This is a genomic window from Micromonospora sp. NPDC050784 (assembly GCF_044456765.1).
Lineage (GTDB): Bacteria > Actinomycetota > Actinomycetes > Mycobacteriales > Micromonosporaceae > Micromonospora > Micromonospora foliorum.
Genome location: NZ_JBITGG010000004.1, coordinates 17,887 through 44,140, shown reverse-complemented (window position 1 = coordinate 44,140; position 26,254 = coordinate 17,887). Strand labels below are relative to the sequence as shown.

Sequence of the window (26,254 nt, the reverse complement as noted above, 5' to 3'; positions counted from 1 at the left end):
GGCGACACAAAGTGCAAGATCGCGAGGGCGAGGGCGAGGGCGAGGGTGGGGTGGGGTGGGGTGGGGTGGGTGGGGGTACGTCCGGGGGCGTAGCGGCGGTGCCGCTCGTGGACGCACGTCGAGCGGCGTCGACGCGGGCAGAATGACGGCCATGCGACGAGGCGGGCAGTGGCGGTGGCCGGAGGTGGCGGCGGATGCCGCGCTCGCCCTGGTGCTGCTCGGGTTCGGGCTGCTCGCCACCGGTCTGGCCGGGGACAACCAGCCGGGGTCGAGGCCCGTGGACGCCGCCTGTCGGGTGCTGATCGCCATCGCCGCGCTGGCCCTGCTGGTCCGGCGGCGCGCCCCGGTGACCACCCTCGCCGTGGTCACCGTGGCCACCTCGACGTACCTGCTGATCGGCTACCCGTACGGGCCGATCCTGGTCACGTTCCTGGTCGCGGTGTACACCGTGGCGGTGCGACTGCCGGTGCGCCCGGCGGCGCTCGCCGCCGGTGGCGCGTTCGTCCTGTTGTTGGCGCACGTCTTCTTCGGCCGAGGGCCGGCGCCGGGTTGGACGGAAGTGCTGCCCGCGTCGGCCTGGGTGGTCGTACCGTTCGCGGTGGGGGTGGTGGTACGGGTGAGTCGTGAGGCGGCCGCGCGTACCCGCGCCGAAGAGGCCCGCGGCCGTGCCGAACAGGCACGGCGGCAGGCCGACGAGGAGCGGCTGCGCATCGCGCAGGAGGTGCATGACGTGGTGGGGCACGGGCTCGCCGCGATCAGCATGCAGGCGGAGATCGCCCTGCACCTGCTGCCGAAGCGGCCGGAGCAGGCGGAGGTGGCCCTGACCGCGATCAGCCGGACCAGCCGCGAGGCGCTGGACGAGCTGCGGGTCACCCTGGGCGCGGTGCGGCGGGGCGCCGAGCGCGAGCCGGTACCCGGCCTGGCCCGGCTCCCCGCGCTGCGCGACCGGCTCGCCGGGGCGGGGCTCGCGGTCGAGGTGCGCGTGGTCGGTGCACCTCGGGAGCTGCCGACCGCGGTGGACCTGGCCGCGTACCGGGTGGTGCAGGAGGCGCTGACCAACGTGCTGCGGCACGCGGGGGTGGCGAGCGCGGAGGTGACCGTGAACTACCGCGCCGACGAGGTGACCGTCGAGGTCACCGACCGGGGGACGGGAACGGGCCGCGCCGGGACGGCTCTCGCCGACGACGAGAGTGGTCACGGTCTGGCCGGGATGCGGGAGCGGGTCGCGGCGCTGGGCGGGCGGTTGACCACCGGGCCGCGCGCCGGGGGCGGGTTCCGGGTGTACGCCGGGCTGCCCGTGGAGCCGGCCACGTGATCCGGGTGCTGATCGCCGACGACCAGGACCTGGTCCGGCTCGGGCTGCGCGCCCTGGTGGAGAGCGAGGACGACCTGGCGCTGGCCGGCGAAGCGTCCGACGGGCTGCGGGCGGTCGAGCTGGCCCGTCGGGAACGGCCGGACGTGGTGCTGATGGACATCCGGATGCCCGGTATCGACGGCATCGAGGCGACCCGCCGTATCGTCGCCGACCCCGACCTGACCGGTACGCGGGTGGTGGTGCTCACCACCTTCGAGCTGGACGAGTACGTCTTCGACGCGCTGCGGCACGGTGCGAGCGGGTTCCTCACCAAGGACACCAGACCGGCCGAGCTGCTGCGCGCCATCCGGCTCGTCGCCGAGGGGGAGGCGCTGCTGTCGCCGTCGGTGACCCGCCGGGTGGTGCGGGAGTTCGCCACCCGGCCGTCCCGGGTGCTTCGTCCGCACCCCCGACTGGACACGCTGACCGATCGGGAGCGCCAGGTCGTCGGCCTGGTCGGTGAGGGCCTGAACAACGAGGAGATCGCCGCACAGCTGGTGGTCAGCCCGGCAACCGCGCGGACCCACGTCAGCCGGGCGATGGGCAAGCTGGGAGCCCGGGACCGGGCCCAGCTCGTCGTGTTCGCGTACCAGTCGGGGTTGGTGTCGGGGTGAGGCCCGGGCCGGGCGACAGCGGCCCTACGGTCGGGCGGTTACCCTAGCGGTGGCCGGACTCCGCAGTGCCGGCCGCGTTGTGCCCGCCGGAACACTGACAAACGGGATGTTCGCGTGTTTGACACCTTGAGTGACCGCCTGTCCGGGATCTTCACCAAGCTCCGCGGCAAGGGGCGGCTCACCGACGCCGACATCGACGCCACCGCGCGCGAGATCCGCCTCGCGCTGCTGGAGGCGGACGTCGCGCTGCCGGTGGTCAAGGGCTTCATCGCGGCCGTCAAGGAGCGGGCCCGCAGCTCCGAGGTCTCGCAGGCGCTGAACCCGGCCCAGCAGATCATCAAGATTGTCAACGAAGAGCTGATCACCGTGCTCGGCGGCGAGGGGCGGCGGCTCCAGTTCGCCAAGCAGCCGCCAACGGTGATCATGCTGGCCGGCCTCCAGGGTTCCGGTAAGACGACCCTCGCCGGCAAACTGGCCCGCTGGCTCAAGGGCCAGGGGCACCAGCCGCTGCTCGTCGCCGCCGACCTCCAGCGCCCCAACGCCGTCGGGCAGCTCCAGGTGCTCGGTGGCCGGGCCGGGGTCGAGGTGTACGCCCCGGAGCCCGGCAACGGCACCGGCGACCCGGTGCAGGTGGCCCGCGCGTCGATCGAGCACGCGAAGCGCGCCGCCCGCGACATCGTCATCGTCGACACCGCTGGCCGGCTCGGCATCGACGCCGAGATGATGCAACAGGCCGCCGACATCCGCGACGCCGTCTCGCCGGACGAGGTCATCTTCGTCATCGACGCGATGGTCGGTCAGGACGCCGTCCGCACCGCCGAGGCGTTCCGTGACGGCGTCGGCATCACCGGCGTGGTGCTCTCCAAGCTCGACGGCGACGCCCGTGGTGGTGCCGCGCTGTCGGTCCGCGAGGTCACCGGGCAGCCGATCCTGTTCGCCTCCACCGGTGAGAAGCTGGAGGACTTCGACGTCTTCCACCCCGACCGGATGGCCAGCCGGATCCTCGGCATGGGCGACGTCCTCACTCTGATCGAGCAGGCCGAGCAGGCCTTCGACTCCGATCAGAAGGAGAAGATGACCGCCAAGCTGATGGGCGGTGAGCAGTTCACCCTGGACGACTTCCTCGACCAGCTCATCGCGGTGCGGCGGATGGGCCCGATCGCCAACGTGCTGGCCATGATGCCCGGCATGGGGCAGATGAAGGACCAGCTCGCCGACCTGGACGACAGCCACTTCGACCGGGTCACCGCCATCATCCGGTCGATGACCCCGGGCGAGCGGACCAACCCGAAGATCATCAACGGCTCCCGCCGGGCGCGCATCGCCAACGGTTCCGGGGTCACCGTGATGGACGTCAACCAACTGCTCAACCGCTTCGCCGACGCGCAGAAGATGATGAAGCAGATGGGCGGCATGATGGGCCTGCCCGGCGGTGGCCGCCGCAAGGCGACCAAGTCGCCGAAGAACAAGCGCAAGGGCACCAAGGGCGGCGGTCGTCCGCGTACCGGGGCCGGCGCCGGGATGCCCGCCGGCTTCCCGGGTGGCATGCCGCAGCTCCCGCCGGGGATGGACCCGAACGACCTCGCTGGCGGCCAGGGCCTGCCGCCCGGCTTCAAGCTCCCGAAGATCGACTTCAACAAGCTCGGCAAGGGCGGCGACAACCGCCCCCGCTGACCTCCGTGCCGGTCGGGGGCGGCCTGCTCGCCCCCGACGGGGAGTGATCGGGTAGGACTGTGCGCATGGCTCTTCATGTGCGCGGCGTGCTGCTCCCCGACGACGAGGTACGCGATCTCTGGCTGGTCGGCGACCGGGTGACCTTCACCCCGGTGCCCGGTGCGGAGACCGTCGTCGACGGCGGTTTCGTGCTGCCGGGCCTGGTCGACGCGCACTGCCACATCGGCATCGCCCGAGGTGGCGCCCCGATCACCTCGCTCGACCAGGCCCGCGAGCTGGCCCACACCGACCGGGACGCCGGGGTGCTGGCGATCCGCGACGCCGGCTCGCCGTACCCGTACCCCGAACTCGACGACGAGCCGGGCCTGCCGCGACTGGCCCGCGCGGGCCAGCATGTCGCCCCACCGAAGCGCTACCTACGCGACATCGGCGTGGAGGTCGACGCGACCGAGGTGGCCGCCACGGTGGCCGCGCAGGCGCGGGCCGGCAACGGCTGGGTCAAGCTGGTCGGCGACTGGATCGACCGGGGCGTCGGTGACCTGGCGCCGGCCTGGGACGTGGACACCCTCACCGCCGCCGTGCGGGCAGCCCACGACGCCGGGGTACGCGCCGCGGTGCACACCTTCTCCGAGTCGGCCGTCGAGATCATGGTGCGGGCCGGCGTGGACTCGGTGGAGCATGGCACCGGGCTGAGTCTCGACCTGATCGACGAGATGGCCCGCCAGGGCACCGCGCTGGTCCCCACAATGATCAACATCGCCACCTTCGGCGGCATCGCCGAGCAGGCGCGAGACAAGTTCCCCGGGTACGCCGAGCACATGCTCGCGCTGCGCGACGGCTTCCCCGAGGTGGTGCGCGCCGCGCACGAGGCAGGGGTTCCGATCTACGTGGGCACCGACGCCGGTGGCGGCATCGACCACGGGCTGGCCGCCGAAGAGATGCTGCTGCTGCACGAACGGGCCGGCATGGCACCCACCGACGTACTCGCCGCCGCCTCATGGGGCGCCCGCGAATGGCTCGGCTTCCCCGGCCTGGTCGAGGGCGGCCTCGCCGACCTGACCGTCTACCCCGAAGACCCCCGTAGCGACCTGCGGGTCGTCCGCGCCCCGTCCCGCACGATCCTCCGCGGCCGCGTCATCCGCTGACCCCCGCGAGCGCTGCGCCGTGCCGTGTCGCCCGGGCCGTGCCGTGCCGTGTCGTGCCGTGCCGTGCCGCCCCGGCCGTGCCGCGCCGTGTGCGCCGCAAGATCGCGCTCGAACCAGGATGTAGTGGCCTCAGCGTTGGGGGATGCCACTACATCCAGGATCGAGCGCGATCTTGGCGTGCGGCGAGACCAATCTGGAAGATCCCGGCAACATCAGGGATGTTGCTGCCTCCTGCGAGCCGGAAGCAGCAACATCCGGGAAGTTGCTTGGATCTTGGTGCGGGGTGCGGGGTGCGGGGTGCGGGGTGCGGGGTGCGGGGTGCGGGGTGCGGGGTGCGGGGTGCGGGGTGCGGGGTGCGGTGTGCGGGGTGCGGGGTGCGGGGTGCATCGGCCGGCGGCCGGGGAAGGGCGGGGCGAGCGGGCGCGGGCCAGGGGTGCCCGTGGTGCGAGGGCTTAGGGGGTGCCGGTGGTGCGAGGGCCAGGGGGTGCCGGTGGTGCGAGGGCCAGGGGGTGCCGATGGTGGAAGGGCCAGGGGTGCCCGTGGTGCGGGGGCCAGGGGGTGCCCGTGGTGCGGGGGTCAGAGGGCTGGGCGGGCGGCGGCGCTGAAGAGGCGTACGGCCAGGTCGGCGAGGGCCGTCGCGGTCTGCTCGACTGGTTCGCGGGGTAGCACGATGTGGCTGACCACCAGGCGGACGATGGTGTCGGCGGCGAACGCCAGCGCGGCCTGGTCCGCTCCGGGCAGGTGGTCGCCGGCCCAGTCGATCAGCGCGCCGGACGCCTCGGTGAGCACCACCTCGGCCCGGGTGGTGAGGTACGGCAGTAGCTCGTCCGACCCGCCCCGGGCGCTGGTCAGGATCGCCTTGACCAGGGGGTTTTCCGCCGCTGTGGAGAGGGTGCGCACGATGGCGGCGTACGCGCCGGCCCGTACGTCGGAGCCGTGTGCGAGCAGCGCGTCGCGCACGTCGCCGACGAACCGGTCCACCTCGGCACGGGCGAGCGCTTCAGCGAGGCCCGCCTTGCTACCGAACTCGTTGTAGACGGTCTGCCGGCTCACCCCGGCCGTGGTGGCCACTCCGCCCATCCGGACCGCGTCCCATCCGGCGGCGATGGTCCGCGCGCGGGCGGCATCCACGATCGTGTCCCGCAGCCGCTGGCGAGGGGCGCCCGTCGAGGTAGCCATGGTGGTCGAATTCTACGGGCGCACCCTCGGCCCGCCCAGCGTCGTCGGCCCGCCCGGCACCCTCGGCCCGCCCAGCGTTGTCAGCCCGCCCGGCACGCTCGGCCCGCCCAGCGTCGTCGGCTCGCGCGGCGTTGTCGGCCCGGCCAGCGGCGTGGCTAGCCATCGGCGGAGTGGCACCGCGGGGGCGCGGAGTGCGGCACCGCACGGCGTGGCGACTCCCGGACGCGGTGTCCGCCCGCGTGGCGCATAGGATGTGCGGTCATGGCTCGCGTGCTCACTCCCCGTGCGGAGGATTTCCCCCGCTGGTACCAGGACCTGATCGCCAAGGCGAAGCTGGCCGACAACGGCCCGGTTCGCGGCACCATGGTCATCCGACCGGCCGGCTACGCCATCTGGGAGCGTATGCAGGCTGAGATGGACGCTCGGATCAAGGCGGCGGGTGCGGAGAACGCGTACTTCCCGTTGTTCATCCCGGAGAGCTACCTCAAGCGCGAGGCGCAGCACGTCGAGGGCTTCTCGCCGGAGCTGGCGGTCGTCACCCACGGTGGTGGCAAGCCCCTGGCCGAGCCGATCGTGGTGCGTCCGACCAGCGAGACGGTCATCGGCGAGTTCATGGCCAAGTGGATCGACTCGTACCGGGACCTGCCGCTGCTGCTCAACCAGTGGGCGAACGTGGTCCGGTGGGAGCTCCGTCCGCGGATCTTCCTGCGTACCAGCGAGTTCCTCTGGCAGGAGGGGCACACCGCGCACGCCACCCGCGAGGACGCCCGGGCGTACGCGCGGCGGATCCTGCACGAGGCGTACGAGGACCTGATGGTCAACGTGATCGGCATTCCGGTGGTGGTCGGCCTGAAGACGACGCGCGAGCGGTTCGCCGGGGCGACGGCCACGTACACCTGCGAAGGCATGATGGGCGACGGCAAGGCGTTGCAGCTGGGCACCAGCCACGAGCTGGGCCAGAACTTCGCCAAGGCGTTCGACATCAGCTACTCCTCCAAGGAGGGCGGCCGGGAGCACGCCTGGACCACCTCCTGGGGCACGTCCACCCGGATGTTGGGTGGCCTGATCATGGCGCACGGCGACGACAACGGCCTGCGCGTGCCGCCGAGGCTGGCGCCCATCCAGGCGTACGTCATGATCGTCAAGGACGGTGACGGCGTCGGCGAGGCGGCGGCCAAGCTGCGCGACGGCCTGCGCGACGCCGGTGTCCGGGTCGCGCTCGACGACCGGACCGACACCCCGTTCGGCCGCCGGGCCGTCGACGCCGAGCTGCGCGGTTATCCGGTACGCGTCGAGGTGGGCCCCCGCGACCTGGCCGTGGGCAACGCGACGGTGGTGCGTCGGACCGACGGTTCGAAGACCCCGACGCCGGTGGCCGACGTGGTCGCCGCGGTGCTGGCCGCCCTGGAGACCGACCAGCAGGTGCTGCACGACCAGGCGCTGGCCAACCGCGAGTCGCGCACGGTGGAGGTGGCCACCCTGGCCGAGGCGATCGAGGCCGCCGCGACCGGTTGGGCGCGGGTGCCGTGGTCGGCGGTGGGCGTGGCCGGCGAGGCCGAGGCGAACGGTCAGGGCGTCACGGTGCGCTGCCTGCTGCGCGCCGACGGTTCGGTACCGGACTCGGAGGACGAGCCCGATCTGGTCGCCATCCTCGCCCGCGCCTACTGAGGTGCGGCCGGGCGACCCGGTCGACCGGTTCGCGCCGGGCCGGCTGATCGTGCACCGCAACGTGCGGCTGGGGCGGATCGGGTGGGCCCGGTCGGCGCGGGTGGTCCTCGACGACGAGCGAGGGTTGCTGCTCTGGATCGCCCGGGACTCGCCGGTGGCGCACGAGGTGAACGCGGCGGGCCTGACCATGCGCGCGCTGCCGTTCGCCGACTGGATCACCCCGACGTACCGGCTGGCGGAGGGCCGCTGGAATGGCCCGCCGCTGTTGAAGTTCCTGCCCACCGGGGCGGCGCACTCCGTCTGGTGGTTCCGGGACGAGCGGGGCCGGTTCGCCAACTGGTACGTCAACCTGGAGGAGCCCGCCGTCCGCTGGGACGACGGCCCGGTCGCCGGTGTCGACATGGTCGACCAGGACCTGGACGTCGTGGTGCGACCGGACCTCAGCTGGGAGTGGAAGGACGAGGACGAGTTCGCCGAGCGGCTCGCCTTCGGTGACGACTACTGGGTGACCGACGAGAAGGCGGTCCGCGCCGAGGGGGAGCGGGTGATCGCGCTCGCCGAGGCCGGCGCGTTCCCGTTCGACGGCACCTGGTGTGACTTCGCACCGCCGACGGAATGGGGCGTACCGGACGAACTGCCGCCTGGGTGGGATCGTCCGCCGGTGCGCTGAGCGGTGTTCCGGGTCACCGGGAACGCGGTGTCCGGGTCCGATGCGGGAGATCGGCAGCGGATCTGGCAGAATGGGTCGCTGGTATCCGGCGCGCGTCCGGCGCCCTCTAACCCGGGCACGTCGCCAGTCCACCGAGTAGTCTCCGGCCCAACCCCACGGGTCCGGTCGGCGCTCACCCATGCACACCGCCCGCCTGGGCCGGTGAGATCGCAACAGGAGCGAAACAACTGTGGCCGTAAAGATCCGGCTCCTGCGGATGGGCAAGATCCGCAACCCGCAGTACCGCATCGTCATCGCCGACTCGCGCACCAAGCGTGACGGTCGGGCGATCGAGTTCGTCGGGGTTTACCAGCCCAAGGAAGACCCCTCGATCATCGAGGTCAAGTCGGAGCGGGTCCAGTACTGGCTGTCCGTCGGCGCTCAGCCGAGCGAGGCGGTGCAGCGTCTGCTGGAGCTGACCGGTGACTGGCAGAAGTACAAGGGCCTGCCGGCCCCGCCGCCGCTCCTGGTCGCCCCCGAGCGGGCCGACCGCAAGGCGGCGTACGAGGCCGAGGCGAAGGCCGCAGCCGGGCTCGCCCCGGAGACCCCGGCCAAGCCGGCCAAGAAGGCCGCCAAGGCTGCTGAGGCTCCGAAGACCGAGGCTCCGGCCGAGGCTCCGGCTGCCGAGGCGCCGAAGACCGAGGCCCCGGCCGCTGCCGACGCCGGTGAGCAGGCCTGACATGCCACTGCGTCCGGCGTTGGAGCACCTGGTCAAGGGCATCGTCGACCACCCGGACGACGTCCGGGTGCGGATGGTCGATTCCCGTCGGGGCAAGCGGCTCGAAGTCCGCGTGCACCCCGAGGACCTCGGCACTGTGATCGGGCGGTCCGGCCGGACCGCCAAGGCGCTGCGCCAGGTGATCGGCTCCATCGGCGGGCGCGGGGTTCGCGTCGACATCGTCGACTCGTACTGATGCAGCTCGTCGTCGGCAGGATCGGCAAGCCGCACGGTGTCCGCGGTGAGGTCACCGTGGAAGTGCGGACCGACGAGCCCGAGGCACGGTTCGCCCCCGGTACGGTGCTGCGCACCGAGCCGGGGGCGACACCCCCTCCACCCACCGATGAGCCCGGGGTGCCGTTCCAGGTTCCCGCGGAGCTGACCATCGAGGAAGCCCGCTTCCACCAGGGTCGTGTGCTGATCGCGTTCGACGGCATCCTGGACCGCAACACCGCCGAGGCACTGCGCGGGACGCTGCTCGTGGTGGACAGCGCCGACGTGGCCCCACCGGACGACCCGGAGGAGTTCCACGACCACCAGTTGGTCGGGTTGGCCGTGGTGACCCCGGCCGGCGAACGCCTGGGCGAGGTCGCCCGTATCGACCACGCGCCCTCGTCCGACCTGCTGGTGCTGCGGCGGCCCGAGGGGCGTACCGCGTTGATCCCGTTCGTCCGGGCGATCGTCCCGGAGGTCGACATCGCCGGCGGACGTGTGATCGTCGACCCGCCAGCCGGACTGCTCGACCTTTAGGACCAGCCCGCATGCGCGTCGACGTCGTGTCGATCTTTCCGGAGTACTTCGCCCCGCTCGGCCTGTCGCTGATCGGACGGGCGCGGGCCAACGGCGTACTCCAGCTCGCCGTGCACGACCTGCGGACCTGGACCCACGACGTGCACCGCACGGTCGACGACACCCCCTACGGTGGCGGGCCGGGGATGGTGATGCGCCCGGAGCCGTGGGGTGAGGCACTGGACGCCCTCGCGCCGGTCGACGCCCCGCCGCCCCGGCTGCTGGTGCCGTCGCCGGCCGGTGCCCCGTTCACCCAGGCCATGGCGTACGAGTTGGCGGCCGAGCCGCATCTGCTCTTCGCCTGCGGCCGGTACGAGGGGATCGACCAGCGGGTCCTGGCGCACGCCGCCACCCGGATGCCGGTCACCGAGGTGTCGCTCGGTGACTACGTGCTCTTCGGCGGTGAGGTCGCGGTCCTGGTGATGCTGGAGGCGGTCACCCGGTTGCTGCCGGGGGTGCTGGGCAACGCCGGCTCGTTGGACGAGGAGTCGCACGCGCACGGGCTGCTGGAGGCGCCGATCTACACCAAGCCGCCGAGTTGGCGTGGGCACGACGTGCCGGAGGTGCTCCGCTCCGGTGACCACGGCAAGATCGCCCGCTGGCGGCGCGAGGAGGGTCTGCTGCGGACCGCCGCCCGCCGTCCGGACCTGCTGGCCGCGCTGCCGGCCGATCGGCTCGACAAACGGGACATCGCGGCCCTGGACCAGGCCGGATTTCAGCCTCCGCCGGGGGATGTGGCAAAGTAGTGGGGTTGCCGCATCCGTCCGCGCCCGCGGTCGGCTGCGAGGATCCCCGACCGGGGGTCGGTCCGCCGATCACCACCCGGGAATCAGAATCACCCACCCGCGCACCGAGTGACGGTGCGCCGTGAGCCTTACGAGGACGCAGCGATGAACATCCTGGACGCCCTTGACGCCCAGTCGAAGCGGACCGACCTTCCCGACTTCCGGGCCGGTGACACCGTCAAGGTGCACGCCCGCGTCGTCGAGGGCAACCGGTCCCGTGTCCAGATCTTCCAGGGCGTCGTGATCCGCCGCCAGGGTGACGGTCTGCGCGAGACCTTCTCGGTCCGCAAGGTCAGCTTCGGCGTCGGCGTCGAGCGGACCTACCCGATCAACGGCCCGGGCATCGACCGGATCGAGGTCGTGACCCGCGGTGACGTGCGTCGCGCCAAGCTCTACTACCTGCGCGAGCTGCGCGGCAAGAAGGCCAAGATCAAGGAGAAGCGGGAGAAGCAGCCCAGCTGACTTCCCGCTCGCCACGCCGCCCGAGCTGCGCGTATGCCGTACCGACCAGAGCGCACTACCCTGGTCGTACGGGCGCAGCGAGGCGGCGGTCCCGCCCACGTGGCGGGCAGTTGTCCACTACCGCCCGTGGAGCCTCGACGAGGCTCCCGGGCGGTGGTGTTTCTGCGGACCGGGGAGTGGCGTGGTGCAGACGCTTGACGAGGACGGCACCGTCGATCCGTGGCGCCGACGGGCTCGCCGCACCCGCCGGCAGATGCCCCTCTGGCAGGAGTTGCCGCTGCTGCTGGTGGTCGCGTTCTGCCTCGCGGTGCTGATCCGCACCTTCCTGCTCCAGGCGTTCTTCATTCCGTCCGGCTCGATGGAGGACACCCTCCTCGTCGGAGACCGGGTGCTGGTCAACAAGGTCGTCTACGACGTTCGTGACCCGCTGCGCGGCGAGGTGGTGGTCTTCCGGGGCACCGACCGCTGGGCGCCGCAGGTGGACGATCAGCCGAAGCCCGGTGTCGCCGGCCGGCTCGCCCGCACCGTCGGCGATCTGGTCGGGGTGAGTCGCCCCGGTGAGAAGGACTTCATCAAGCGGGTGATCGGTCTCCCCGGTGACCGGGTCAAGTGCTGCGACAGCCAGGGGCGGGTGACAGTCAACGGCACCCCGCTCAACGAGTCGTACGTCCTGCGGGACTCACCACTGGACCTGCCGCCCAACCCGGCGGAGTGTCGCTCCCGGCGCTTCGACGAGATCGTCGTGCCACCCGGTCAGATCTTCGTGATGGGCGACCATCGCGAGGTCTCCCAGGACGCGCGTTGCCAGGGGCCGGTGCCGATCGACAACGTGGTCGGCCGGGCCTTCATGGTGGTCTGGCCGTCGTCGCGATGGAGTGCGCTGTCGGTGCCGTCGACGTTCGAGGACGTGTCCGGGCCGGCCACGGCGTCCTCCGGTGCGCCGCCGGCGCGACCGACTCCGCAGGGCGGTGCGCTGCTGATGCTTCCGTTGGCAGTCGCGCTACGGGGTTCCCGCGCGTTCCGGACGGTGCCGTCCAGCCGGGCAACGTAGGCTCCTTGGCGTGATTGACGAGCAGACCGACAAGCCGCGCAGCTCCTTCTGGAAGGAGCTGCCGATCCTGCTGGGTGTGGCGATCCTGGTCGCGGTGCTGGTCCGCGCCTTCGTGCTGCAGACCTTCTTCATCCCCTCCCCGTCCATGGAAAACACCCTCAAGATCGATGACCGGGTGCTGGTCAACAAGCTGGTCTACGACTTCCGATCACCGCACCGCGGCGAGGTGATCGTGTTCAAGGCTCCGATCGAGTGGAGCGGCAACCCCGACGGTGAGGACTTCATCAAGCGGGTGATCGGCATCCCCGGCGACCACGTGGTCTGCTGCGACCCGGAGGAACGGTTGATGATCAACGGCAAGTCGCTGGACGAGCCGTACATCTTCTCCATGGACGGGATTCGCGACAAGCCCGCCGACCAGGAGTTCGACATCACCGTGCCGGAGGGCCGACTGTGGGTGATGGGCGACCACCGGTCGGCCTCCGGCGACTCCCTGGAGCACTGGCAGCAGTCCGGGCAGAACATCACCGAGGCCACGATCCCCGAGAACGACGTGGTCGGGCGGGCGTTCACCGTCTTCTGGCCGGTCAACCGGGCCACCTGGCTGACCGTGCCCGACGGGTTCGACGGCATTCCCAAGCCGTAGGCCGACGGGGCGTGGGCGATCCGTCCTCGGTCTGGCAGGCTGGTGCGGTGACCGTCTACACCCCTCGACGCGCGGCCCGCGTGCTGCTCGTCGACGCGGCCGGCCGGGTCCTGCTGTTCGAGGGCTTCGACCCGGCCCGACCCGGGCACCGATACTGGTTCACCCCTGGCGGCGGGCTCGACCCGCTGGAGTCCCCGGCGGCGGGCGCCGCCCGGGAGTTGGCCGAGGAGACCGGCCTGCGGCTCGACCCGGTCGAGTTGGGCGAGCCGGTCTGGTCCGACGCGACCGAGTTCTCCTTCGACGGCATCTGGTACCGCCAGGAGCAGGATTTCTTCCTCTTCCGGGTGGACTCCTGGCAGGTGGACACCACGGGCTTCAACGACATCGAGCGACGCAGCATCGCCGACCACCGCTGGTGGCTTCCCGACGAGTTGGCGGCCAGCGGCGACCGGTTCTACCCGCCCGAACTGCCCGCCCTGCTGACCCGGCTGGGGCAGTCGACCACCGCGGGCCAGGACGAGGCGTCGTGCTGACCCCGCCGCGTACCGTGGTGCGCCGCGAGGCCGGCCTGTACGCCCTGGAGCGGGCGTTGCAGCGGCGCGGCTTCCGGCACGTCGCCGGTGCCGACGAGGCGGGCCGGGGAGCGTGCGCCGGTCCGCTGGTCGCCGCCGCGGCGGTGCTGCCCGAGGGGCGGCGCGGCGAGATCGACGGGCTGGCCGACTCGAAGCTGCTCACCCCGGCCAGCCGGGAGCGGGTGTACGCGGAGGTCGTGGACCGCGCGCTCGCGTACGCCGTGGTGGTCATCCCGGCCGAGGAGGTCGACGCCCGGGGCCTGCACGTGTGCAACCTGGCCGCGATGCGCCGCGCCCTCGCCTCGCTCACCACCCGCCCGGAGTACGTGCTGACCGACGGCTTCGGCGTGGACGGCCTGGGTGTGCCCGGGCTGGCGGTGTGGAAGGGCGACCGGGTGGCCGCGTGTGTGGCGGCGGCAAGCGTGCTGGCCAAGGTCACCCGGGACCGGCTGATGGTGGAGCTGGACGACGTGTACCCGGCGTACGGGTTCGCCGAGCACAAGGGCTACATCACTCCGGAGCACTCGGCGGCGCTGCGGGAGCACGGGCCGTGCCGGGAGCACCGGTTCTCGTACGTCAATGTCGCCGCGGTCTCCGGCCGCGACGGCCGGCCGCCACGCGCCCGACGGCCCGGCGGCCACGCCCCGGATGAGCCGATGGAGCGCTCGTGGGCGTCAGGGGGTACCGTCGGCGTGGCGTTGGGCGAGCAGCCTCGGCCTCCGACGCCGGTGGGGGAAGATGTGGCCATGGAAGGCGGAGTGCGATGAGCGCGGAAGATCTCGAGAAGTACGAGACCGAGATGGAGCTGCAGCTCTACCGGGAGTACCGCGACATTGTCCGCCAGTTCTCCTACGTGGTGGAGACGGAGCGCCGGTTCTACCTGGCCAACCAGGTCGACCTGCACGTGCGTAACTCCGACGGCGAGGTCTACTTCGAGGTCGAGATGCACGACGCCTGGGTGTGGGACATGTACCGTCCCGCCCGCTTCGTGAAGAACGTCCGGGTGATGACCTTCAAGGACGTCAACGTCGAGGAGCTGGAGAAGCCCGACATCTCGCTGCCCGCCGACTCCGGCTTCGGCGGCTGAGCGCACCCGAGCCGCCGGGCCGTGCCACGGGCCCCCCACCCGTGGCGTGACACCCGCCGCCGATCACTCGGCCGGCACCACGACCTCGACCCGCTGCACCATGTTGTTGGCGAAGCCGCCACGGTTCCACGGTTGCTCGACCGGCTGGGTTCGCCCGGACGCGTCGGTCGCCCGCGCGCCCAGCACGTACCGGCCGGGGGTGGCGACCCACTCGTGGCGCCAGCGCCGCCAGGCGAAGTCCCCCGCGTCCGTCGGGTCCAGCTCGGCCGGCGTCCAGCTCTCCCCGCCGTCGGTGGTCACCTCCACGGCGACCACCGGCGCGTGCCCCGACCAGGCCCGACCATCCAGGGTGCACGGGCCGGGCCGCAGCACCCGGCGGCGGGACATGAAGTCGGGGAAGCCGGGCGGGCGGACCAACGCACGCGGCTCGATCCGGGTGACCGGCACGCCCGGGTCGTCGGCGTCGCGGCGTACCCGGTAGGCCACCGCGTTCTGGTACCCCTCGAACGGCTCGGTCCGCAGCTCGATGGAGTGGACCCACTTCACGTGCGCCATGCCGTACCAGCCAGGCACGATCAGCCGCAGCGGCGCACCGTGCTGCGGCAGCAGGGGAGCGCCGTTCATCTCGTACGCCAGCAGCACCTCCTCGCGCAGCGCGTCGGCGACCGGAAGCGCCCGCTGGTAGTCCTGCTCGACCCCGCGCTCCACGCCGTGATCGGCGCCGGTGAAGACCACGTCCACCGCGTCCGGGGCGATGCCCGCCTCCCGCAGCAGCGGGGCGAGCGGGGTGCCGGTCCACTCCGCGTTGCCGACCGCCTCGACCAGCCAGGGCTGGCTGACCGGCCGGGGGTGCAGCAGGGCACGACCGTTGCCGGCGCACTCCAGGGTCACCTGCCGGGTGACCCGGGGCCGCTCGCGCAGGTCGGCGAGGGTGACCGTCAGCGGCCGATCCACCGCCCCGCCGATGGTCAGCGTGTGCGTCGCCGGGTCGAGTTCCGGGATGTCGTAGTGGATCAGCAGGTAGTGCAGCCCGGCCGGGGTGACGTCGTAGCGCAGCGCCTCCAACGGGATGCCGTGGTTGCGGGCCGCGAGCTGCAACTCCTCGGCGCTGATCGTCTCGTCCGGCTCCGCGAGCCGGGACGGGCCGCTCACGTCGGCCACCGTCGGCCCGGTGGGGGACGGCGTCCGGTCATCGAGAGTGGTCATGCGAGCCTCCCCGGTACAGACGGCGGCACCCGCCGTACGCGGCTCAGCCTAGGCCCTCCGTGGCAGCCCGAAAACGGCACCGGCGTGGGGTCAACGGGCTGGACCCCTTCGTCCCAGCGATCATTAGGGTTGTGATGCTTGCGGATGAGGAATTCTGGCGGCTCGTCGCGGTGCTGGGCGGTCGGCCCGAGGCGCAGGACGACCGGCCGTACGAACGGTTGACCGCCGTGCTGACGCAAGAGCCGGTGGAGCGGATCATCGACTTCGCCGAGATGCTCGCGTTCACGCTCCACCAACTGGACCGTCGGGTGCTCGCTGAGGCGCCGCACGCCGACGGACTGTCCGACGACGACTTCCTGTACGCGCGTTGCGCGGTGGTGGTGGCCGGACCGGCGGCGTTCGCGGCCGTGCTGGCCGATCCGGCGGCGTTCGCGCGTTTCACCACCGAGGAGGCCGCTCACGCGGAATCGATCCTCGACGTCCCCTCCAACGCCTACCAGAAGGCGACCGGCAAGGAGTGGGAGCACGTCGAGGAGTACGACTACGAGACCGGGTCCAACGAACAGTGGTGGTGACCTGCTTCGGTAGGCGTCGGGCCGTGGACGGCGCATAACAGATCATCGAAGCCGTCGGGTGGTCATCCACAGCACCTCTGGTTGTCCACAGCTCCGCCGACCGGGCTGGCGGACGACCCGATGTCGGCCGCAGGCTGCCGTCATGCAACCACCGCCCGTCCGTTCGATCCGCCGTACCGTGCTGCTCTGCGCCGCGCTCCCGCTCGCACTGACCGTCCAGCTCTGCGGGCTGGCGGTGCTGGTCGCGGCGATGCCCGGCCAACCACCGACGCCGACCGTGCCGGTCGCGGCCCTGACGGTCCAGGTCGCGGATCCAGCGCCCGCCGGGCGGTTCCGCTGGCCGGTCGACGGGCCGCCCCGTCCGGTGCGCCGGTTCGACCCGCCGCCCCGACCGTGGCTGCCCGGCCACCGCGGCGTCGACCTGGCCGTCCCCGCCGGAGCGGTGGTCCGCAGCGCCGGGCCGGGCACCGTGCTCTTCGCCGGTCTGGTGGCCGGTCGACCGGTGGTCACCGTGGGGCACGCCGGCGGGCTGCGGACCACTCACGAGCCGGTCCAACCCGCGGTACGTCCCGGCCAGCCGGTCACCGCCGGCGCGCCGCTGGGCGAGCTGCTGCCCGGGCATCCGGGTTGCCCAGCCGAGGCGTGCCTGCACTGGGGCCTGCGCCGAGGCGAGGAGTATCTCGACCCACTCGCCCTACTCGGCCTCGGCCCGGTGCGCCTGCTCCCGGTTGGTCCGGTCAGCGCTGGGCGAGCAGTGCCGGCAGTCGTGCGCCCAGCCGCTCGTACTCGTCGGCGGCGTTGTAGACCTGGCCGGTGAGCCGCAGCCACCCCCGGCCGTTCCAGCTCATCACCGCCACCTCCGCGGCGAGCCGCTCACCGATCCGCGCCTGCAACGCCCGCGCGGCGTCGATCGTGGTGCCCGTGCCGGTCGGCAGCGGAATGAGACGCAGCGCCACCCCCGGCCCGCCGGGGTCGGGCAGATCGGCGGGGGCCACCCCCAGAGCGTCCCCCACCACCCGCTGGCCGTACGCGGCGAGCGCGGCGTTGTGCGCCCGCACCCGGTCGACGCCGAGACTGCGCATCGTGAACAGGCCCGCCGGGGCGGCCAGCCAGGGCGTGTAGTCGAGAGTCGCCTGCCACTCGAGCCGGGCCGGGAAACCCGACTCCTGCTCCCAGGACACCACCAGCGGCTCGATCCGGTCCCGCCACTGCGGTGCCACCGCCAGCAGAGCGGTCCCGCGCGGGGCGTACGCCCACTTGTGCAGGTTGCCCACCCAGAAGTCCGCGCCGATGCCGGCCACTGGAGTGGGCAGCATGCCCGGGGCGTGCGCGGCGTCCACCAGGACCGGCACGCCGTGTTCGCGGGCCACCCCGACGATGGCGGCGGTCGGAAAGAGCTTGGCGGTTGCCGAGGTGAGCTGGTCGACGACGAGCAGCCGGGTCCGCCCGGGGCGCAGGCCGGCGCGGACGCTCTGCACGACCTGCTCGTCGGTGGCGGCCAGGGGGATCGGCAGGACCCGGCTGACCGCCCCCGTGCGGCGGCACTCGCGCTGGATGGCCAGGCTCACCGCCCCGTACCCGTGGTCGGTGCTCAGCACCTCGTCACCGGCCTGCAGGCCCACCGACTGGAGCACCACGGCGACGCCGGTGGTGGTGTTGCCCACCAGGGCGCTGCCGTCCGGGTCGGCGCCCAGGAACCCGGCGAGGTGCCGACGGGTGTGCGCGATCCGGTCGACCAGCCCCTGGGTGAAGAAGCGCAGCGGGTTCGCCTCCATCTCGTCGCGCAGCCGCTGCTGGGCGCGCTGCACCCCGATCGGCACCGCGCCGAACGAGCCATGGTTGAGGTGGCTGACCGCCGGGTCGAGGGAGAAGAGCAGGCGGGCGCCCGGGATCGGCTCAGGGGGCTGCGGGACGCTCACTTGATGATCGTAACCGCCGCGCTCGCGCGCCCTCCGGCCGTTGATCAGGCGCGCGGGTGCCGCCCTCCGGCCGTTGGTCAGGCGCGCCTGCCGGTGGACGGCGCGTGGCCCGCTCGACGTCAGGCGCGTGGGTGCGCCTGCCGGTACGCGGCACGCAGGCGCTCGACCGAGACATGGGTGTAGATCTGGGTACTCGCCAGCGACGAGTGACCGAGCAACTCCTGCACGGCGCGCAGGTCGGCGCCACCCTCCAGGAGGTGGGTAGCCGCGGAGTGGCGTAGATCGTGCGGGCTGGTTCGGGGCAGCCCGGCGGCCTCGGCGTACGCACCGACGATCTGCCGCGCGGTCGTCGGGTTGAGCCGACCGCCCCGGGCACCCAGCAGCAGCGCTTCCCCGGAGCGGGCACCCACCATCGCCGGGCGGCCCCGGCGCAGCCAGTCGTCCAACGCCCGCTGGGCGGGCACCCCGTACGGCACCGAGCGCTCCCGCCCGCCCTTGCCGAACACCCGGATCACCCGCCGGCCGTGGTCGACGTCCCCGACGTCCAACCCGCACGCCTCGCTGACCCGTACGCCGGTGGCGTAGAGCAGCTCCAACAGCACCCGATCCCGCAGCGGCACTGCCTCGGCCCCCTCGCTCGGGCCCGGCGGGTTCGGGGGCGGCGACTGACGGGACGGTGTCTCGACCAGAGCGGCGGCCTGGTCGGCACGCAGCACGCTGGGCAGTTCCCGGTGCGCGCGAGGGCTGGCCAGTGCGGCGCCCACGTCGGCGGGGAGCAGCCCGGCCCGGTGCGCCCAGGCGCTGAACGCCCGCGCCGACGCGGCCCGCCGGGCCAACGACGTGCGGGCCGCACCGGTGGTGCGCTGCCGCGCCAGCCAACTGCGCAGCACCGACAGGTCCAGCTCGGCGAGGTCGACGCAGCCCATCCGGACGGCGTGGTCGAGCAGCGAGACCAGATCGGTGACGTACGCGCGGACGGTGTGCGCCGACCGGTTACGGACCCGGGACAGGTGCTCGGCGAAGTCGTCGACCGCGTCGCGCAGCGCAGGCGGCAGTGCCTGGTGCATGGCCCGGGTGCCCCGGTCCGCCCGGCTCATCGTGGCCGCGCCGACGCGCTGGCCGGTCCACCGGCCCAGGCACCCTCACTCACAGCTGGCACGGCACCAGCCTACGGCCGACCGTCGTGGATCACCGGCTCCGTCGGTGCCAGTGATCATCGGCCCGGATCACCTGCGGTTGCTCCTCTTGAGCAGGAGCGCGACCAAGCCACCGATGAGTGCGGTGGACATGACGAGACACAGCAGGACCGCGATATGCCACGGCTTGATAGCACCCATGACCACGGACCGTACCGGTATTGCGGGTTGGCCGGCGTCCCGAGCAGCCCCCGCGCGAATGGCAGTGACGCGACGTGGCAGGGGCCCTTCGGGCCCGAGGAAACGGCGGACCACCAACAGGTGCTGGGAGTCAGGCGTCAGGATCCATGACGAAGCTGAACGCGGTAATGAGCAGCGCCAGCGTCCCGCCGAACGCGGTGCCCCCGGCGATCAGTGCCCTGCCGTTGCTTGGCTCGACGGTCCGAGCGGCCCAGCCGACGACTACGCCGACCAGGCTGGCCGCCAGCACAGCGACGACCAGCAGCAGCAACCGGATGGCGACCTTGTAGCCCATCGAGGGGAACCTCCACCTAGACACAGTGATCCAAATTGGATCAGCCATGCCCTCCCTCGGGCTTCGCCTTGCTTCGCAAGATGTCAGGTGCTCGTGACCCGCGTCAATAGGACCTGCAAGATCTCTGCAAAAGTCGGACCGTTTGGAACGGAGAGGTCAGTAGGCCGGACGTGCAGATATGCAGTCAGCTGTTCGGTCGACCCCAGCCACCACAGGGGAGTCTCTGCCGTGCCAGAGAAATCCGCCACGGCAGAGCTCGACTGAGCACGGTTGCCCCTGCCGTGTAATGGAATCCGCCAGCCATGCGCCATGTCTGCCTGGTGGGGCCGCTTGAATGACATCGCCTAGGTCGAGCCGGACACCTCCGTCGCCGCCGGTGGCGGCATCCCCCGCTTCGGTTTGGCGGGTGGGGCGAGGGCGTAGCCGTCGTCGCGACGGACCACCATGGACAGCTCCTCCAGCAGGGACAGCTTGCGCAACGCGGTCCGTACGTCGACACCGGCGCGGGAGGAGAGCCGGTCCACGCCCACCGCGCCTCGGCGGGGCAGCGCCTCCAGCAGCGACCGCGCGTCGTCGTCCAGCGCGTCGGTGGCCCGCTGGGGTCCACGCGCCAGCGGGGCCAGGTCCGTGCCGATCCGGCCCACCTCCTCCAACACGTGCGCAACCCCGGTGACCAACCGGGCCTTGGAGTACTCGCGCAGGAACTCGTGCGCGCCGACGGACATCGCCGAGGTCACCGGCCCGGGCACCACCATCGCCACCCGATTGGCGTGGATGGCTCGCCGCGCGGTCTGCGTCGCGCCACTGCGCGCCGACGCCTCCACCACGACGGTGCCGCGGGTGCCTGCGGCGATCACCCGGTTGCGGATCAGGAACCGGGGCCGCAGCGGCTCGGCACCGGGCGGCCACTCGCTGACCAGCAGCCCCGTCTCGGCGATCCGGTCGAAGAGCGCGGCGTTGCCCATCGGGTATGGGCGGTCGAGCCCGCAGGCGAGCACCGCGACGGTCAGACCGCCCGCGGTGAGGGCGCCCCGGTGGGCGGCGGCGTCGATGCCGAACGCGCCACCGGACACGACCGTCCAGTCCCGCTCCGCCAAGCCGTACCCCAACTCGGTCGCGACGTGCTGCCCGTAACCGGTGGCCGCCCGCGCCCCCACCACGGCCACCGAGCGATCCAGCGCCTCGCCGAGCGGCCAGCATCCGCGTACCCAGAAGCAGAGCGGCGGGGCGGTCTCACCGTCCACCCGGCGGCTGACGTCCGGCAGCCGCAACGTGGCCAGGCTGGCGACCTGGGCCGGCCATTCCTCGTCGTCCGGCGTGACCAGCCGGGCACCCAGTCGTTCCGCCCGCTCCAGGGCCTCCGCGGCCACCGCCCGCGCGTCGCCGGACGCCGAGCGTGCGGCGACCGTGGTGTGCAGCCAGCCGTCCGGGCTGCCGCCGTCGAGCAGCAGATCCAGGGTCGCCACCGGGCCGTGCCGTTCGACCAGATGGTGCACCGTGCGCGTGCCCGGCTCCGCCAGCCAGGTCAGGGCGACCCGGGCCAGCCTGCGTTCATCCTCGGCGCTCACGTCGCCTCCCCCGTCCGTAGTTGAAGCGCTTCCCGGACGTCGTCCCGGTCCGGCCGGTCGCGACCGTCGAGATCAGCGATGGTCCAGGCCATCCGGATCACCCGGTCGAAGCCGCGCGCCGACAGCGAGCCGGAGTCGAGCCGGCCACGTAGCTCGACGGTGACCCGGGCCGGCAGCCGCCACGGCGGCCGGCGCAGGTGCGGACCTTCCACCTCGGCGTTGAGTCGCCGGCCAAGGTCGGCCCAGCGAGCAGCCGCCGCCTGCCGGGCCGCCGCCACCCGGGCGGCGACCGTCGCCGAAGGCTCGAGGTCACCGTCGGTCGCCATCAACTCAGCCGCCCGCACCGGCATCAGCCGCACCTGGACGTCGATCCGGTCCAGCAGCGGCCCGGAGAGCCTTCCCAGGTAGCGGCGGCGGACCAGCGGCGAACACTCGCAGTGCGCGTCGCCGGCCGGTTTCGCGCACGGACACGGGTTGGCCGCCAGCACCAACTGGGTGCGGGCCGGGTACACGGTGCCGCCCCCGCTGCGGCTCAGCTGGATGTGGCCGTGCTCCAGCGGCTGCCGCAGGGCCTCCAGCGCGCCCTTGCTGAATTCGGGAGCCTCATCGAGGAAGAGCACTCCGCGATGCGCCAGCGACACCGCCCCGGGTCGGGCCAGCCCCGAACCGCCGCCCACCAGCGACGGCACGGTCGCGGTGTGGTGCGGCGCCTGGAACGGCGGGCGACGCAGCAACCGACCGCCCGGCGGCAGCAGCCCGGCAACCGAGTGCAGCGCGGTGACCTCCAGCGCCGCGTCGTCGTCCAACTCGGGCAGGATCGACGGCAGTCGTTCGGCGAGCATTGTCTTGCCGGCGCCCGGGGGGCCGAGCAGTGCCACGTGGTGCCCGCCGGCCGCGGCGACCTCCAGGGCGCGCCGACCCATCTGCTGCCCGGCGACGTCGGCGAGATCCGGCCCACCGACCGGCGGTGTCGGGATGTCTGCCGGTGGCTCGATCAGCGGGGTCCCGTCGCGCACGAAGGCGACCAGCCGGTGCAGGGTGTCCACCGCTCGCACCCGTACCCCGGGGATGACGGCGGCCTCGGCGGCGTTGCCGACCGGGACGATCACCCGCGCGACACCGGCCTGGGCTGCGGCGGCGACCATCGGGAGTACGCCGCGCACCGGCCGGACCGTCCCGTCGAGCCCCAACTCGCCGAGCACCACCACGCCCTCCAGGGGGAGCAGCGGCAGCTCACCCGAGCCGCCCAGCAGCGCTGCGGCGATGGCCAGATCGAAGGCCGAACCGAACTTCGGCAGCGTGGCGGGCAGCAGGTTGAGGGTGATCCGTCGGTTGGGCCAGCGCTGGCCGGAGTTGACCACGGCGGCGCGGACCCGGTCGCGGGCCTCGTGCAGGGCGGTGTCCGGCAGACCGGAGATCACCACCGCAGGCAGCCCGGCGGCCAGGTCAGCCTCCACCTCGACGAGGTGGCCGGTCACCCCGACCAGCCCCACGCAGAGCACCTTCGCGTAGCTCACCGCGCGCCACCGATCCTTCGGGTGCGCATGTCAGAACGCGCCCTTGAGGTGGTCGACCTGCGCCGGACCGGCGTCGGGCAGCCGCACCGACAGCACGTCGAAACGCACCTCCTCGGCGGTCGTACCGGTCTCGGTCAGCCACCGCGCGGCGAGCCCTCGCAGCCGGCGGGCCTTGGCCGGCACGACCGCCTCGGCCGGGGTGCCGAAGCCCTCACCCCGGCGGGTCTTGACCTCGCAGAAGGCGAGCACGGGCCCGTCCCACGCGATGATGTCGATCTCCCCGGCCGGGCAGCGCCAGTTTCGGGCGATCGGGCGTAGCCCCGCCTCGGTCAGGTGCCGGGCCGCACACCGCTCGCCGTACGCGCCGACCGCCTGGTTCCGCTTCGTCATGGCCGGCACGGTGCCCGCCGAAGGGCGATCGCCGCGACCCGGCGGCAGCCCAACTGTGGATAACGGGTGGGCTGTGGACAGTCGGACGATCATGCTTGCGCTGTGCTAGGGCGTGAGCCTCCGACCGAGGCCGGCAGCGTGGCTGGCCGCACTCCAGGGCAGGCCGCCCTCCAGGCGGGCTGCCCTGATCAGGTGATGAAAAGTAGGTCGGCGGCGGCTCTGACACCTACTTCTCATCACCTGGTCAAGGTGCGGAGCGCGGCAGCCCCATCGCGGCGCGGTTCATGCCCCGTGCGCTATCTGGGTGATCGGCGGCGCGGTTGGCTGGGCTGAAATGGCGCGGGCGTGGCCGGTCGCATACGGTGCCTGACGTGGACGGACGACGGAGTTTTCCGGAAGATCAGGAGTCGCGCTGGTACCCCGACGAGCGGGGGCGCGGTTACGGCGATTCGGAGTGGCGCGGCGCGGGCGAACCGCGATACCGGGACGGCGAGATCCCCGAGCAGCGTGGCGTGGAAGACGGCCGCTCCGTCGAGGACACCGGCGTCGGCCGCCGCCGCGAGCCGGACTCGGGACGCTTCAGCGCCGTCGACGCGAACCGCTTCGGCGGTACGCCGGAGTCGGACTCGGGTCGGATGAGTGCGGTGGACGCGGGTCGCTTCGGTGCGTCGGAGTCGGACTCGGGTCGGCTGGGCGTGGTGGACGCGGGTCGCTTCGGTACGCCCGAGTCGGATTCGGGTCGGTTGAGTGCGGTGGATCCGGGTCGCTTCGGTACGCCCGAGTCGGACTCCGGTCGCTTCGGTGCTCTGGACGATCAGACCGGTCGGTTCGGGGCGAGTGAGGCTGATTCGGGGCGTTTCGGTGCGGTGGACCCGTTGGGTGCCGGGCGGCCAGAGCTGGACGGTTACCGGGCCACCCGGTCGCGGCGGGCGGACCGGGACCCCTCGGAGACCTCCGGTGAGCTGCCGGGTCGCCGGGCCGCCCGTGAGACGACCACAGCGGGAACTCCGGTGACCAGCGCGGCGCCGGAGACGTCCCGCGACAGCACATCGACAGCGCCGGCCAGCGTGCTCGCTGACCAGGCTCGTCCCGCTCCGCTCGCTGGTTACCCGATCATCGAGCCGGCCCGGGGCGGCGGCGACATGCCGCACCCGCTGGAGATGCCGACCGGCCCGATGCCGGGGATCGGCCCTCGACCCGACCTGCCCGCAGGCGAGCCGCCCGTGTATCCGCCGGCCGCCGACGGCGTCTATCGGACCCGTCGACCCGTGCTGGCCGTACTCTTCGCTTTGCTGGTGTTGATCTTCGAGGTGCCTGCGCTGCGGGTGTTGCTGGCGGGCGTGACCGGCGACCCGGTGGACGCCGGGAACGTGGTGGTGGGCATCGCCCTGGTCGCCGGACTGCCGATCTTCGCGACCGGGCTGTACGGGCTCCGAACGGGAGGGCTGGCGCTCGCCGACAACGGTCGGGGCTGGCTGCGCCCACCGACGGCCTACCTGACCGTCGGCCTGGTGCTCTTCGTGGCCGCCGCGCTCGCCGCCGGCTGACCCGGCTTGACCCGAGATCGCCCGTCGCGGTCTGACCCGCCGCCGGCTGGTGCGCGCTGATGATTCGGACATCCGGGAAGCAAGCCCGCTGATGAGTCGGACAACAACCACGAAATAGTGACCTCCGGCGCCGCGAAGGCCACTATTTCCATGAAGTAGCGCGATCTCCCGGCAAGTCGCACAGGCGGAGCGGCAGGCCACGCGCACCCCGAGGCGGCTGAACGGGTGAGGGGCGTACACTGGCCAACTGGCGACCGCCTCGTGCGGTCGACCTCGCGCGCCCTCTTCACGAATCGTCGTGGAGCGACGGCCTCCCTGGTCCCGATCTTGATCGGGTCCACCATGGGTCGGCGACCAGGCGCCAGGACGCCCGGCCACCGGCCGGGCGTGACAACCAGGGACCTTGAGGAGTACCCCAACCATGGCCGTCGTGACCATGCGTCAGCTGCTGGAGAGCGGTGTCCACTTCGGGCACCAGACCCGGCGCTGGAACCCGAAGATGAAGCGCTTCATCATGACCGAGCGCAACGGCATCTACATCATCGACCTGCGCCAGACCCTCGAGTACATCGAGAAGGCGTACGAGTTCGTGCGTGGGACCGTCGCCGAGGGTGGCAGCATCCTGTTCGTCGGCACCAAGAAGCAGGCCCAGGAGGCGATTGCCGAGCAGGCGACCCGGGTCGGCCAGCCGTACGTCAACCACCGCTGGCTCGGTGGCATGCTGACCAACTTCCAGACCGTGTACAAGCGGCTCCAGCGGATGAAGGAGCTGGAGGGCCTGGGTGACCTCAGCGGCACCGCCGCCGGTTACACCAAGAAGGAGACCCTGCAGCTCTCCCGCGAGAAGATCAAGCTGACCCGCACCCTCGGTGGCCTGCGGGACATGCAGAAGCTTCCCGCCGCGGTCTGGATCGTCGACACCAAGAAGGAGCACATCGCCGTCGACGAGGCCCGCAAGCTGGGCATCCCGGTGATCGCGGTGCTGGACACCAACTGTGACCCGGACGAGGTCGACTTCCCGATCCCGGGTAACGACGACGCGATCCGCTCGGCCGAGCTGCTGACCAAGGTCGTCGCGGCCGCCGTCGCGGATGGCCTGATCGCGCGTTCCGGCCGTCGCCGGGGCAACGACGAGAAGCCCGAGGGTGTCGCGAGCGACGAGCCGCTGACCGAGTGGGAGCGCGAGCTGCTCGAGCCGAAGAAGGCCGACGAGACGGCCGCCCCGGCCGAGCAGCCGGCCGCTGCCGCCGCCGAGCAGCCCGCCGCCCCGGAGCAGCCGGCGCAGGCCGCCACCGAGCAGCCGGCGACCGCCGCCGCGGAGTGATCGCACCGTCGCTGCCCCGCCGTCCGTTTTCGCGAACGGCGGGCAGCGACGGTACGCCGGGCACGATCCGCCCGGATCCGGGTA

Annotated in this window: 27 protein-coding genes and 1 pseudogene; 20 read left to right on the top strand and 8 right to left on the bottom strand. The window is 72.4% G+C overall.

The annotated features are described in order from the left end of the window. Nucleotides 1-151: 151 nt before the first annotated feature. The 4 genes from ACIBD9_RS06545 to ACIBD9_RS06530 all read left to right on the top strand — a co-directional run bounded on the left by ACIBD9_RS06545 (nt 152) and on the right by ACIBD9_RS06530 (nt 4,787). Nucleotides 152-1,315 (top strand): sensor histidine kinase, encoded by a 1,164-nt coding sequence (locus ACIBD9_RS06545; RefSeq protein WP_396715145.1) that lies wholly within the window; start codon nt 152-154, stop codon nt 1,313-1,315. Continuing rightward, nucleotides 1,312-1,968 carry a response regulator transcription factor gene (locus ACIBD9_RS06540; RefSeq protein WP_124776265.1) on the top strand — a complete coding sequence of 219 codons (657 nt, stop codon included), beginning with the start codon at nt 1,312-1,314 and terminating at the stop codon, nt 1,966-1,968. Before ACIBD9_RS06545 ends, ACIBD9_RS06540 begins: the two co-directional genes overlap by 4 nt. A 114-nt stretch (nt 1,969-2,082) precedes the next feature. Next, the gene (gene ffh / locus ACIBD9_RS06535) at nt 2,083-3,642 is read left to right on the top strand and encodes a signal recognition particle protein (RefSeq protein WP_328650570.1); all 1,560 of its coding nucleotides are present in this window, start codon (nt 2,083-2,085) and stop codon (nt 3,640-3,642) included. 65 nt (nt 3,643-3,707) lie between these two features. Continuing rightward, nucleotides 3,708-4,787 (top strand): amidohydrolase family protein, encoded by a 1,080-nt coding sequence (locus tag ACIBD9_RS06530; RefSeq protein WP_396715142.1) that lies wholly within the window; start codon nt 3,708-3,710, stop codon nt 4,785-4,787. A gap of 576 nt (nt 4,788-5,363) precedes the next feature. On the opposite strand, the gene ACIBD9_RS06525 is transcribed toward ACIBD9_RS06530, so the two are convergent. Then, on the bottom strand, nt 5,364-5,966 hold the full coding sequence (locus tag ACIBD9_RS06525) for a TetR family transcriptional regulator (protein ID WP_396715140.1): 603 nt from the start codon (nt 5,964-5,966) through the stop codon (nt 5,364-5,366). 261 nt (nt 5,967-6,227) lie between these two features. On the opposite strand from ACIBD9_RS06525, the gene proS reads away from it, so the two are divergent. The 12 genes from proS (at nt 6,228) to ACIBD9_RS06465 (ending at nt 14,453) form a co-directional block, all read left to right on the top strand. Further along, nucleotides 6,228-7,634: a proline--tRNA ligase gene (gene proS, locus ACIBD9_RS06520; RefSeq protein ID WP_238658287.1), complete on the top strand. Its 1,407-nt coding sequence runs from the start codon at nt 6,228-6,230 to the stop codon at nt 7,632-7,634. A gap of 1 nt (nt 7,635) precedes the next feature. Continuing rightward, nucleotides 7,636-8,304, top strand: a complete 669-nt coding sequence (locus ACIBD9_RS06515) for a DUF402 domain-containing protein (RefSeq protein WP_396715138.1) — start codon at nt 7,636-7,638, stop codon at nt 8,302-8,304. Between the two features lie 229 nt (nt 8,305-8,533). Further along, nucleotides 8,534-9,022, top strand: coding sequence for a 30S ribosomal protein S16 (gene rpsP / locus ACIBD9_RS06510; RefSeq protein WP_196921527.1), 489 nt, complete (start codon nt 8,534-8,536; stop codon nt 9,020-9,022). Continuing rightward, a complete protein-coding gene (locus ACIBD9_RS06505) occupies nt 8,997-9,257 on the top strand; it encodes an RNA-binding protein (protein WP_172862164.1) in 261 nt (86 codons plus the stop codon). The genes rpsP and ACIBD9_RS06505 overlap by 26 nt, the downstream gene beginning before the upstream one ends. Continuing rightward, the gene (gene rimM / locus ACIBD9_RS06500) at nt 9,257-9,811 is read left to right on the top strand and encodes a ribosome maturation factor RimM (protein WP_396715135.1); all 555 of its coding nucleotides are present in this window, start codon (nt 9,257-9,259) and stop codon (nt 9,809-9,811) included. Before ACIBD9_RS06505 ends, rimM begins: the two co-directional genes overlap by 1 nt. Before the next feature lie 11 nt (nt 9,812-9,822). Continuing rightward, nucleotides 9,823-10,596, top strand: coding sequence for a tRNA (guanosine(37)-N1)-methyltransferase TrmD (trmD, locus tag ACIBD9_RS06495; protein WP_396715133.1), 774 nt, complete (start codon nt 9,823-9,825; stop codon nt 10,594-10,596). A 144-nt stretch (nt 10,597-10,740) separates the two neighbouring features. Then, on the top strand, nt 10,741-11,097 hold the full coding sequence (gene rplS, locus ACIBD9_RS06490; protein WP_030487486.1) for a 50S ribosomal protein L19: 357 nt from the start codon (nt 10,741-10,743) through the stop codon (nt 11,095-11,097). Nucleotides 11,098-11,278: 181 nt separating this feature from the next. After that, nucleotides 11,279-12,148 carry a signal peptidase I gene (lepB, locus tag ACIBD9_RS06485; RefSeq protein WP_396715131.1) on the top strand — a complete coding sequence of 290 codons (870 nt, stop codon included), beginning with the start codon at nt 11,279-11,281 and terminating at the stop codon, nt 12,146-12,148. 10 nt (nt 12,149-12,158) lie between these two features. Beyond that, entirely contained in the window at nt 12,159-12,794 is a 636-nt protein-coding gene (lepB, locus tag ACIBD9_RS06480; RefSeq protein WP_396715129.1) for a signal peptidase I, read from the top strand. 47 nt (nt 12,795-12,841) lie between these two features. Continuing rightward, nucleotides 12,842-13,327 carry an NUDIX hydrolase gene (locus ACIBD9_RS06475; RefSeq protein WP_387168135.1) on the top strand — a complete coding sequence of 162 codons (486 nt, stop codon included), beginning with the start codon at nt 12,842-12,844 and terminating at the stop codon, nt 13,325-13,327. Then, a complete protein-coding gene (locus tag ACIBD9_RS06470; protein ID WP_396715127.1) occupies nt 13,321-14,133 on the top strand; it encodes a ribonuclease HII in 813 nt (270 codons plus the stop codon). Before ACIBD9_RS06475 ends, ACIBD9_RS06470 begins: the two co-directional genes overlap by 7 nt. After that, the gene (locus tag ACIBD9_RS06465; RefSeq protein WP_007075222.1) at nt 14,130-14,453 is read left to right on the top strand and encodes a DUF2469 domain-containing protein; all 324 of its coding nucleotides are present in this window, start codon (nt 14,130-14,132) and stop codon (nt 14,451-14,453) included. The genes ACIBD9_RS06470 and ACIBD9_RS06465 overlap by 4 nt, the downstream gene beginning before the upstream one ends. Nucleotides 14,454-14,516: 63 nt before the next feature. Here the strand turns inward: ACIBD9_RS06465 and ACIBD9_RS06460 are convergent, their stop codons facing one another. Then, nucleotides 14,517-15,659: a sulfite oxidase gene (locus ACIBD9_RS06460; protein WP_396715125.1), complete on the bottom strand. Its 1,143-nt coding sequence runs from the start codon at nt 15,657-15,659 to the stop codon at nt 14,517-14,519. 134 nt (nt 15,660-15,793) lie between these two features. Between ACIBD9_RS06460 and ACIBD9_RS06455 the strand changes: the two genes are divergently transcribed. Then, the gene (locus ACIBD9_RS06455) at nt 15,794-16,234 is read left to right on the top strand and encodes a DUF4240 domain-containing protein (protein ID WP_396715668.1); all 441 of its coding nucleotides are present in this window, start codon (nt 15,794-15,796) and stop codon (nt 16,232-16,234) included. 142 nt (nt 16,235-16,376) lie between these two features. After that, nucleotides 16,377-17,051: a murein hydrolase activator EnvC family protein gene (locus tag ACIBD9_RS06450; RefSeq protein ID WP_396715123.1), complete on the top strand. Its 675-nt coding sequence runs from the start codon at nt 16,377-16,379 to the stop codon at nt 17,049-17,051. Here ACIBD9_RS06450 and ACIBD9_RS06445 read toward each other — a convergent pair. The 6 genes from ACIBD9_RS06445 to ACIBD9_RS06420 all read right to left on the bottom strand — a co-directional run bounded on the left by ACIBD9_RS06445 (nt 16,972) and on the right by ACIBD9_RS06420 (nt 23,299). Further along, on the bottom strand, nt 16,972-18,153 hold the full coding sequence (locus tag ACIBD9_RS06445; protein WP_396715121.1) for an aminotransferase class V-fold PLP-dependent enzyme: 1,182 nt from the start codon (nt 18,151-18,153) through the stop codon (nt 16,972-16,974). The genes ACIBD9_RS06450 and ACIBD9_RS06445 overlap by 80 nt on opposite strands. 119 nt (nt 18,154-18,272) lie before the next feature. Continuing rightward, nucleotides 18,273-19,250 carry a tyrosine recombinase XerC gene (locus ACIBD9_RS06440; protein WP_396715119.1) on the bottom strand — a complete coding sequence of 326 codons (978 nt, stop codon included), beginning with the start codon at nt 19,248-19,250 and terminating at the stop codon, nt 18,273-18,275. A 370-nt stretch (nt 19,251-19,620) separates the two neighbouring features. Beyond that, complete coding sequence (locus tag ACIBD9_RS06435) at nt 19,621-19,824, bottom strand: hypothetical protein (protein WP_396715117.1); 204 nt, start codon at nt 19,822-19,824, stop codon at nt 19,621-19,623. Between the two features lie 344 nt (nt 19,825-20,168). Then, nucleotides 20,169-21,392 carry a DNA-processing protein DprA gene (dprA, locus tag ACIBD9_RS06430; RefSeq protein ID WP_396715115.1) on the bottom strand — a complete coding sequence of 408 codons (1,224 nt, stop codon included), beginning with the start codon at nt 21,390-21,392 and terminating at the stop codon, nt 20,169-20,171. Next, entirely contained in the window at nt 21,389-22,909 is a 1,521-nt protein-coding gene (locus tag ACIBD9_RS06425; protein WP_396715113.1) for a YifB family Mg chelatase-like AAA ATPase, read from the bottom strand. The genes dprA and ACIBD9_RS06425 overlap by 4 nt, the downstream gene beginning before the upstream one ends. 30 nt (nt 22,910-22,939) lie before the next feature. Continuing rightward, entirely contained in the window at nt 22,940-23,299 is a 360-nt protein-coding gene (locus ACIBD9_RS06420) for a YraN family protein (RefSeq protein ID WP_124817753.1), read from the bottom strand. 334 nt (nt 23,300-23,633) lie between these two features. Here ACIBD9_RS06420 and ACIBD9_RS06415 point away from each other — a divergent pair. Further along, nucleotides 23,634-24,846 (top strand): annotated as a pseudogene (locus ACIBD9_RS06415) (hypothetical protein). A 421-nt stretch (nt 24,847-25,267) separates the two neighbouring features. Beyond that, the gene (rpsB, locus tag ACIBD9_RS06410) at nt 25,268-26,170 is read left to right on the top strand and encodes a 30S ribosomal protein S2 (RefSeq protein WP_238660328.1); all 903 of its coding nucleotides are present in this window, start codon (nt 25,268-25,270) and stop codon (nt 26,168-26,170) included. The last annotated feature ends 84 nt before the right edge of the window (nt 26,171-26,254 follow it).

Excerpts from the sequence above, each read along its gene's own strand:
- ACIBD9_RS06545 (WP_396715145.1), top strand. The coding sequence starts at position 152 with ATGCGACGAGGCGGGCAGTGGCGGTGGCCGGAGGTGGCGGCGGATGCC.
- ACIBD9_RS06530 (WP_396715142.1), top strand. The coding sequence starts at position 3,708 with ATGGCTCTTCATGTGCGCGGCGTGCTGCTCCCCGACGACGAGGTACGC.
- ACIBD9_RS06525 (WP_396715140.1), bottom strand. The coding sequence starts at position 5,966 with ATGGCTACCTCGACGGGCGCCCCTCGCCAGCGGCTGCGGGACACGATC.
- proS (WP_238658287.1), top strand. The coding sequence starts at position 6,228 with ATGGCTCGCGTGCTCACTCCCCGTGCGGAGGATTTCCCCCGCTGGTAC.
- rimM (WP_396715135.1), top strand. The coding sequence starts at position 9,257 with ATGCAGCTCGTCGTCGGCAGGATCGGCAAGCCGCACGGTGTCCGCGGT.
- trmD (WP_396715133.1), top strand. The coding sequence starts at position 9,823 with ATGCGCGTCGACGTCGTGTCGATCTTTCCGGAGTACTTCGCCCCGCTC.
- rplS (WP_030487486.1), top strand. The coding sequence starts at position 10,741 with ATGAACATCCTGGACGCCCTTGACGCCCAGTCGAAGCGGACCGACCTT.
- ACIBD9_RS06465 (WP_007075222.1), top strand. The coding sequence starts at position 14,130 with ATGAGCGCGGAAGATCTCGAGAAGTACGAGACCGAGATGGAGCTGCAG.
- ACIBD9_RS06460 (WP_396715125.1), bottom strand. The coding sequence starts at position 15,659 with ATGACCACTCTCGATGACCGGACGCCGTCCCCCACCGGGCCGACGGTG.
- ACIBD9_RS06455 (WP_396715668.1), top strand. The coding sequence starts at position 15,794 with ATGCTTGCGGATGAGGAATTCTGGCGGCTCGTCGCGGTGCTGGGCGGT.
- ACIBD9_RS06450 (WP_396715123.1), top strand. The coding sequence starts at position 16,377 with ATGCAACCACCGCCCGTCCGTTCGATCCGCCGTACCGTGCTGCTCTGC.
- ACIBD9_RS06440 (WP_396715119.1), bottom strand. The coding sequence starts at position 19,250 with ATGAGCCGGGCGGACCGGGGCACCCGGGCCATGCACCAGGCACTGCCG.
- ACIBD9_RS06435 (WP_396715117.1), bottom strand. The coding sequence starts at position 19,824 with ATGGGCTACAAGGTCGCCATCCGGTTGCTGCTGCTGGTCGTCGCTGTG.
- ACIBD9_RS06420 (WP_124817753.1), bottom strand. The coding sequence starts at position 23,299 with ATGACGAAGCGGAACCAGGCGGTCGGCGCGTACGGCGAGCGGTGTGCG.
- rpsB (WP_238660328.1), top strand. The coding sequence starts at position 25,268 with ATGGCCGTCGTGACCATGCGTCAGCTGCTGGAGAGCGGTGTCCACTTC.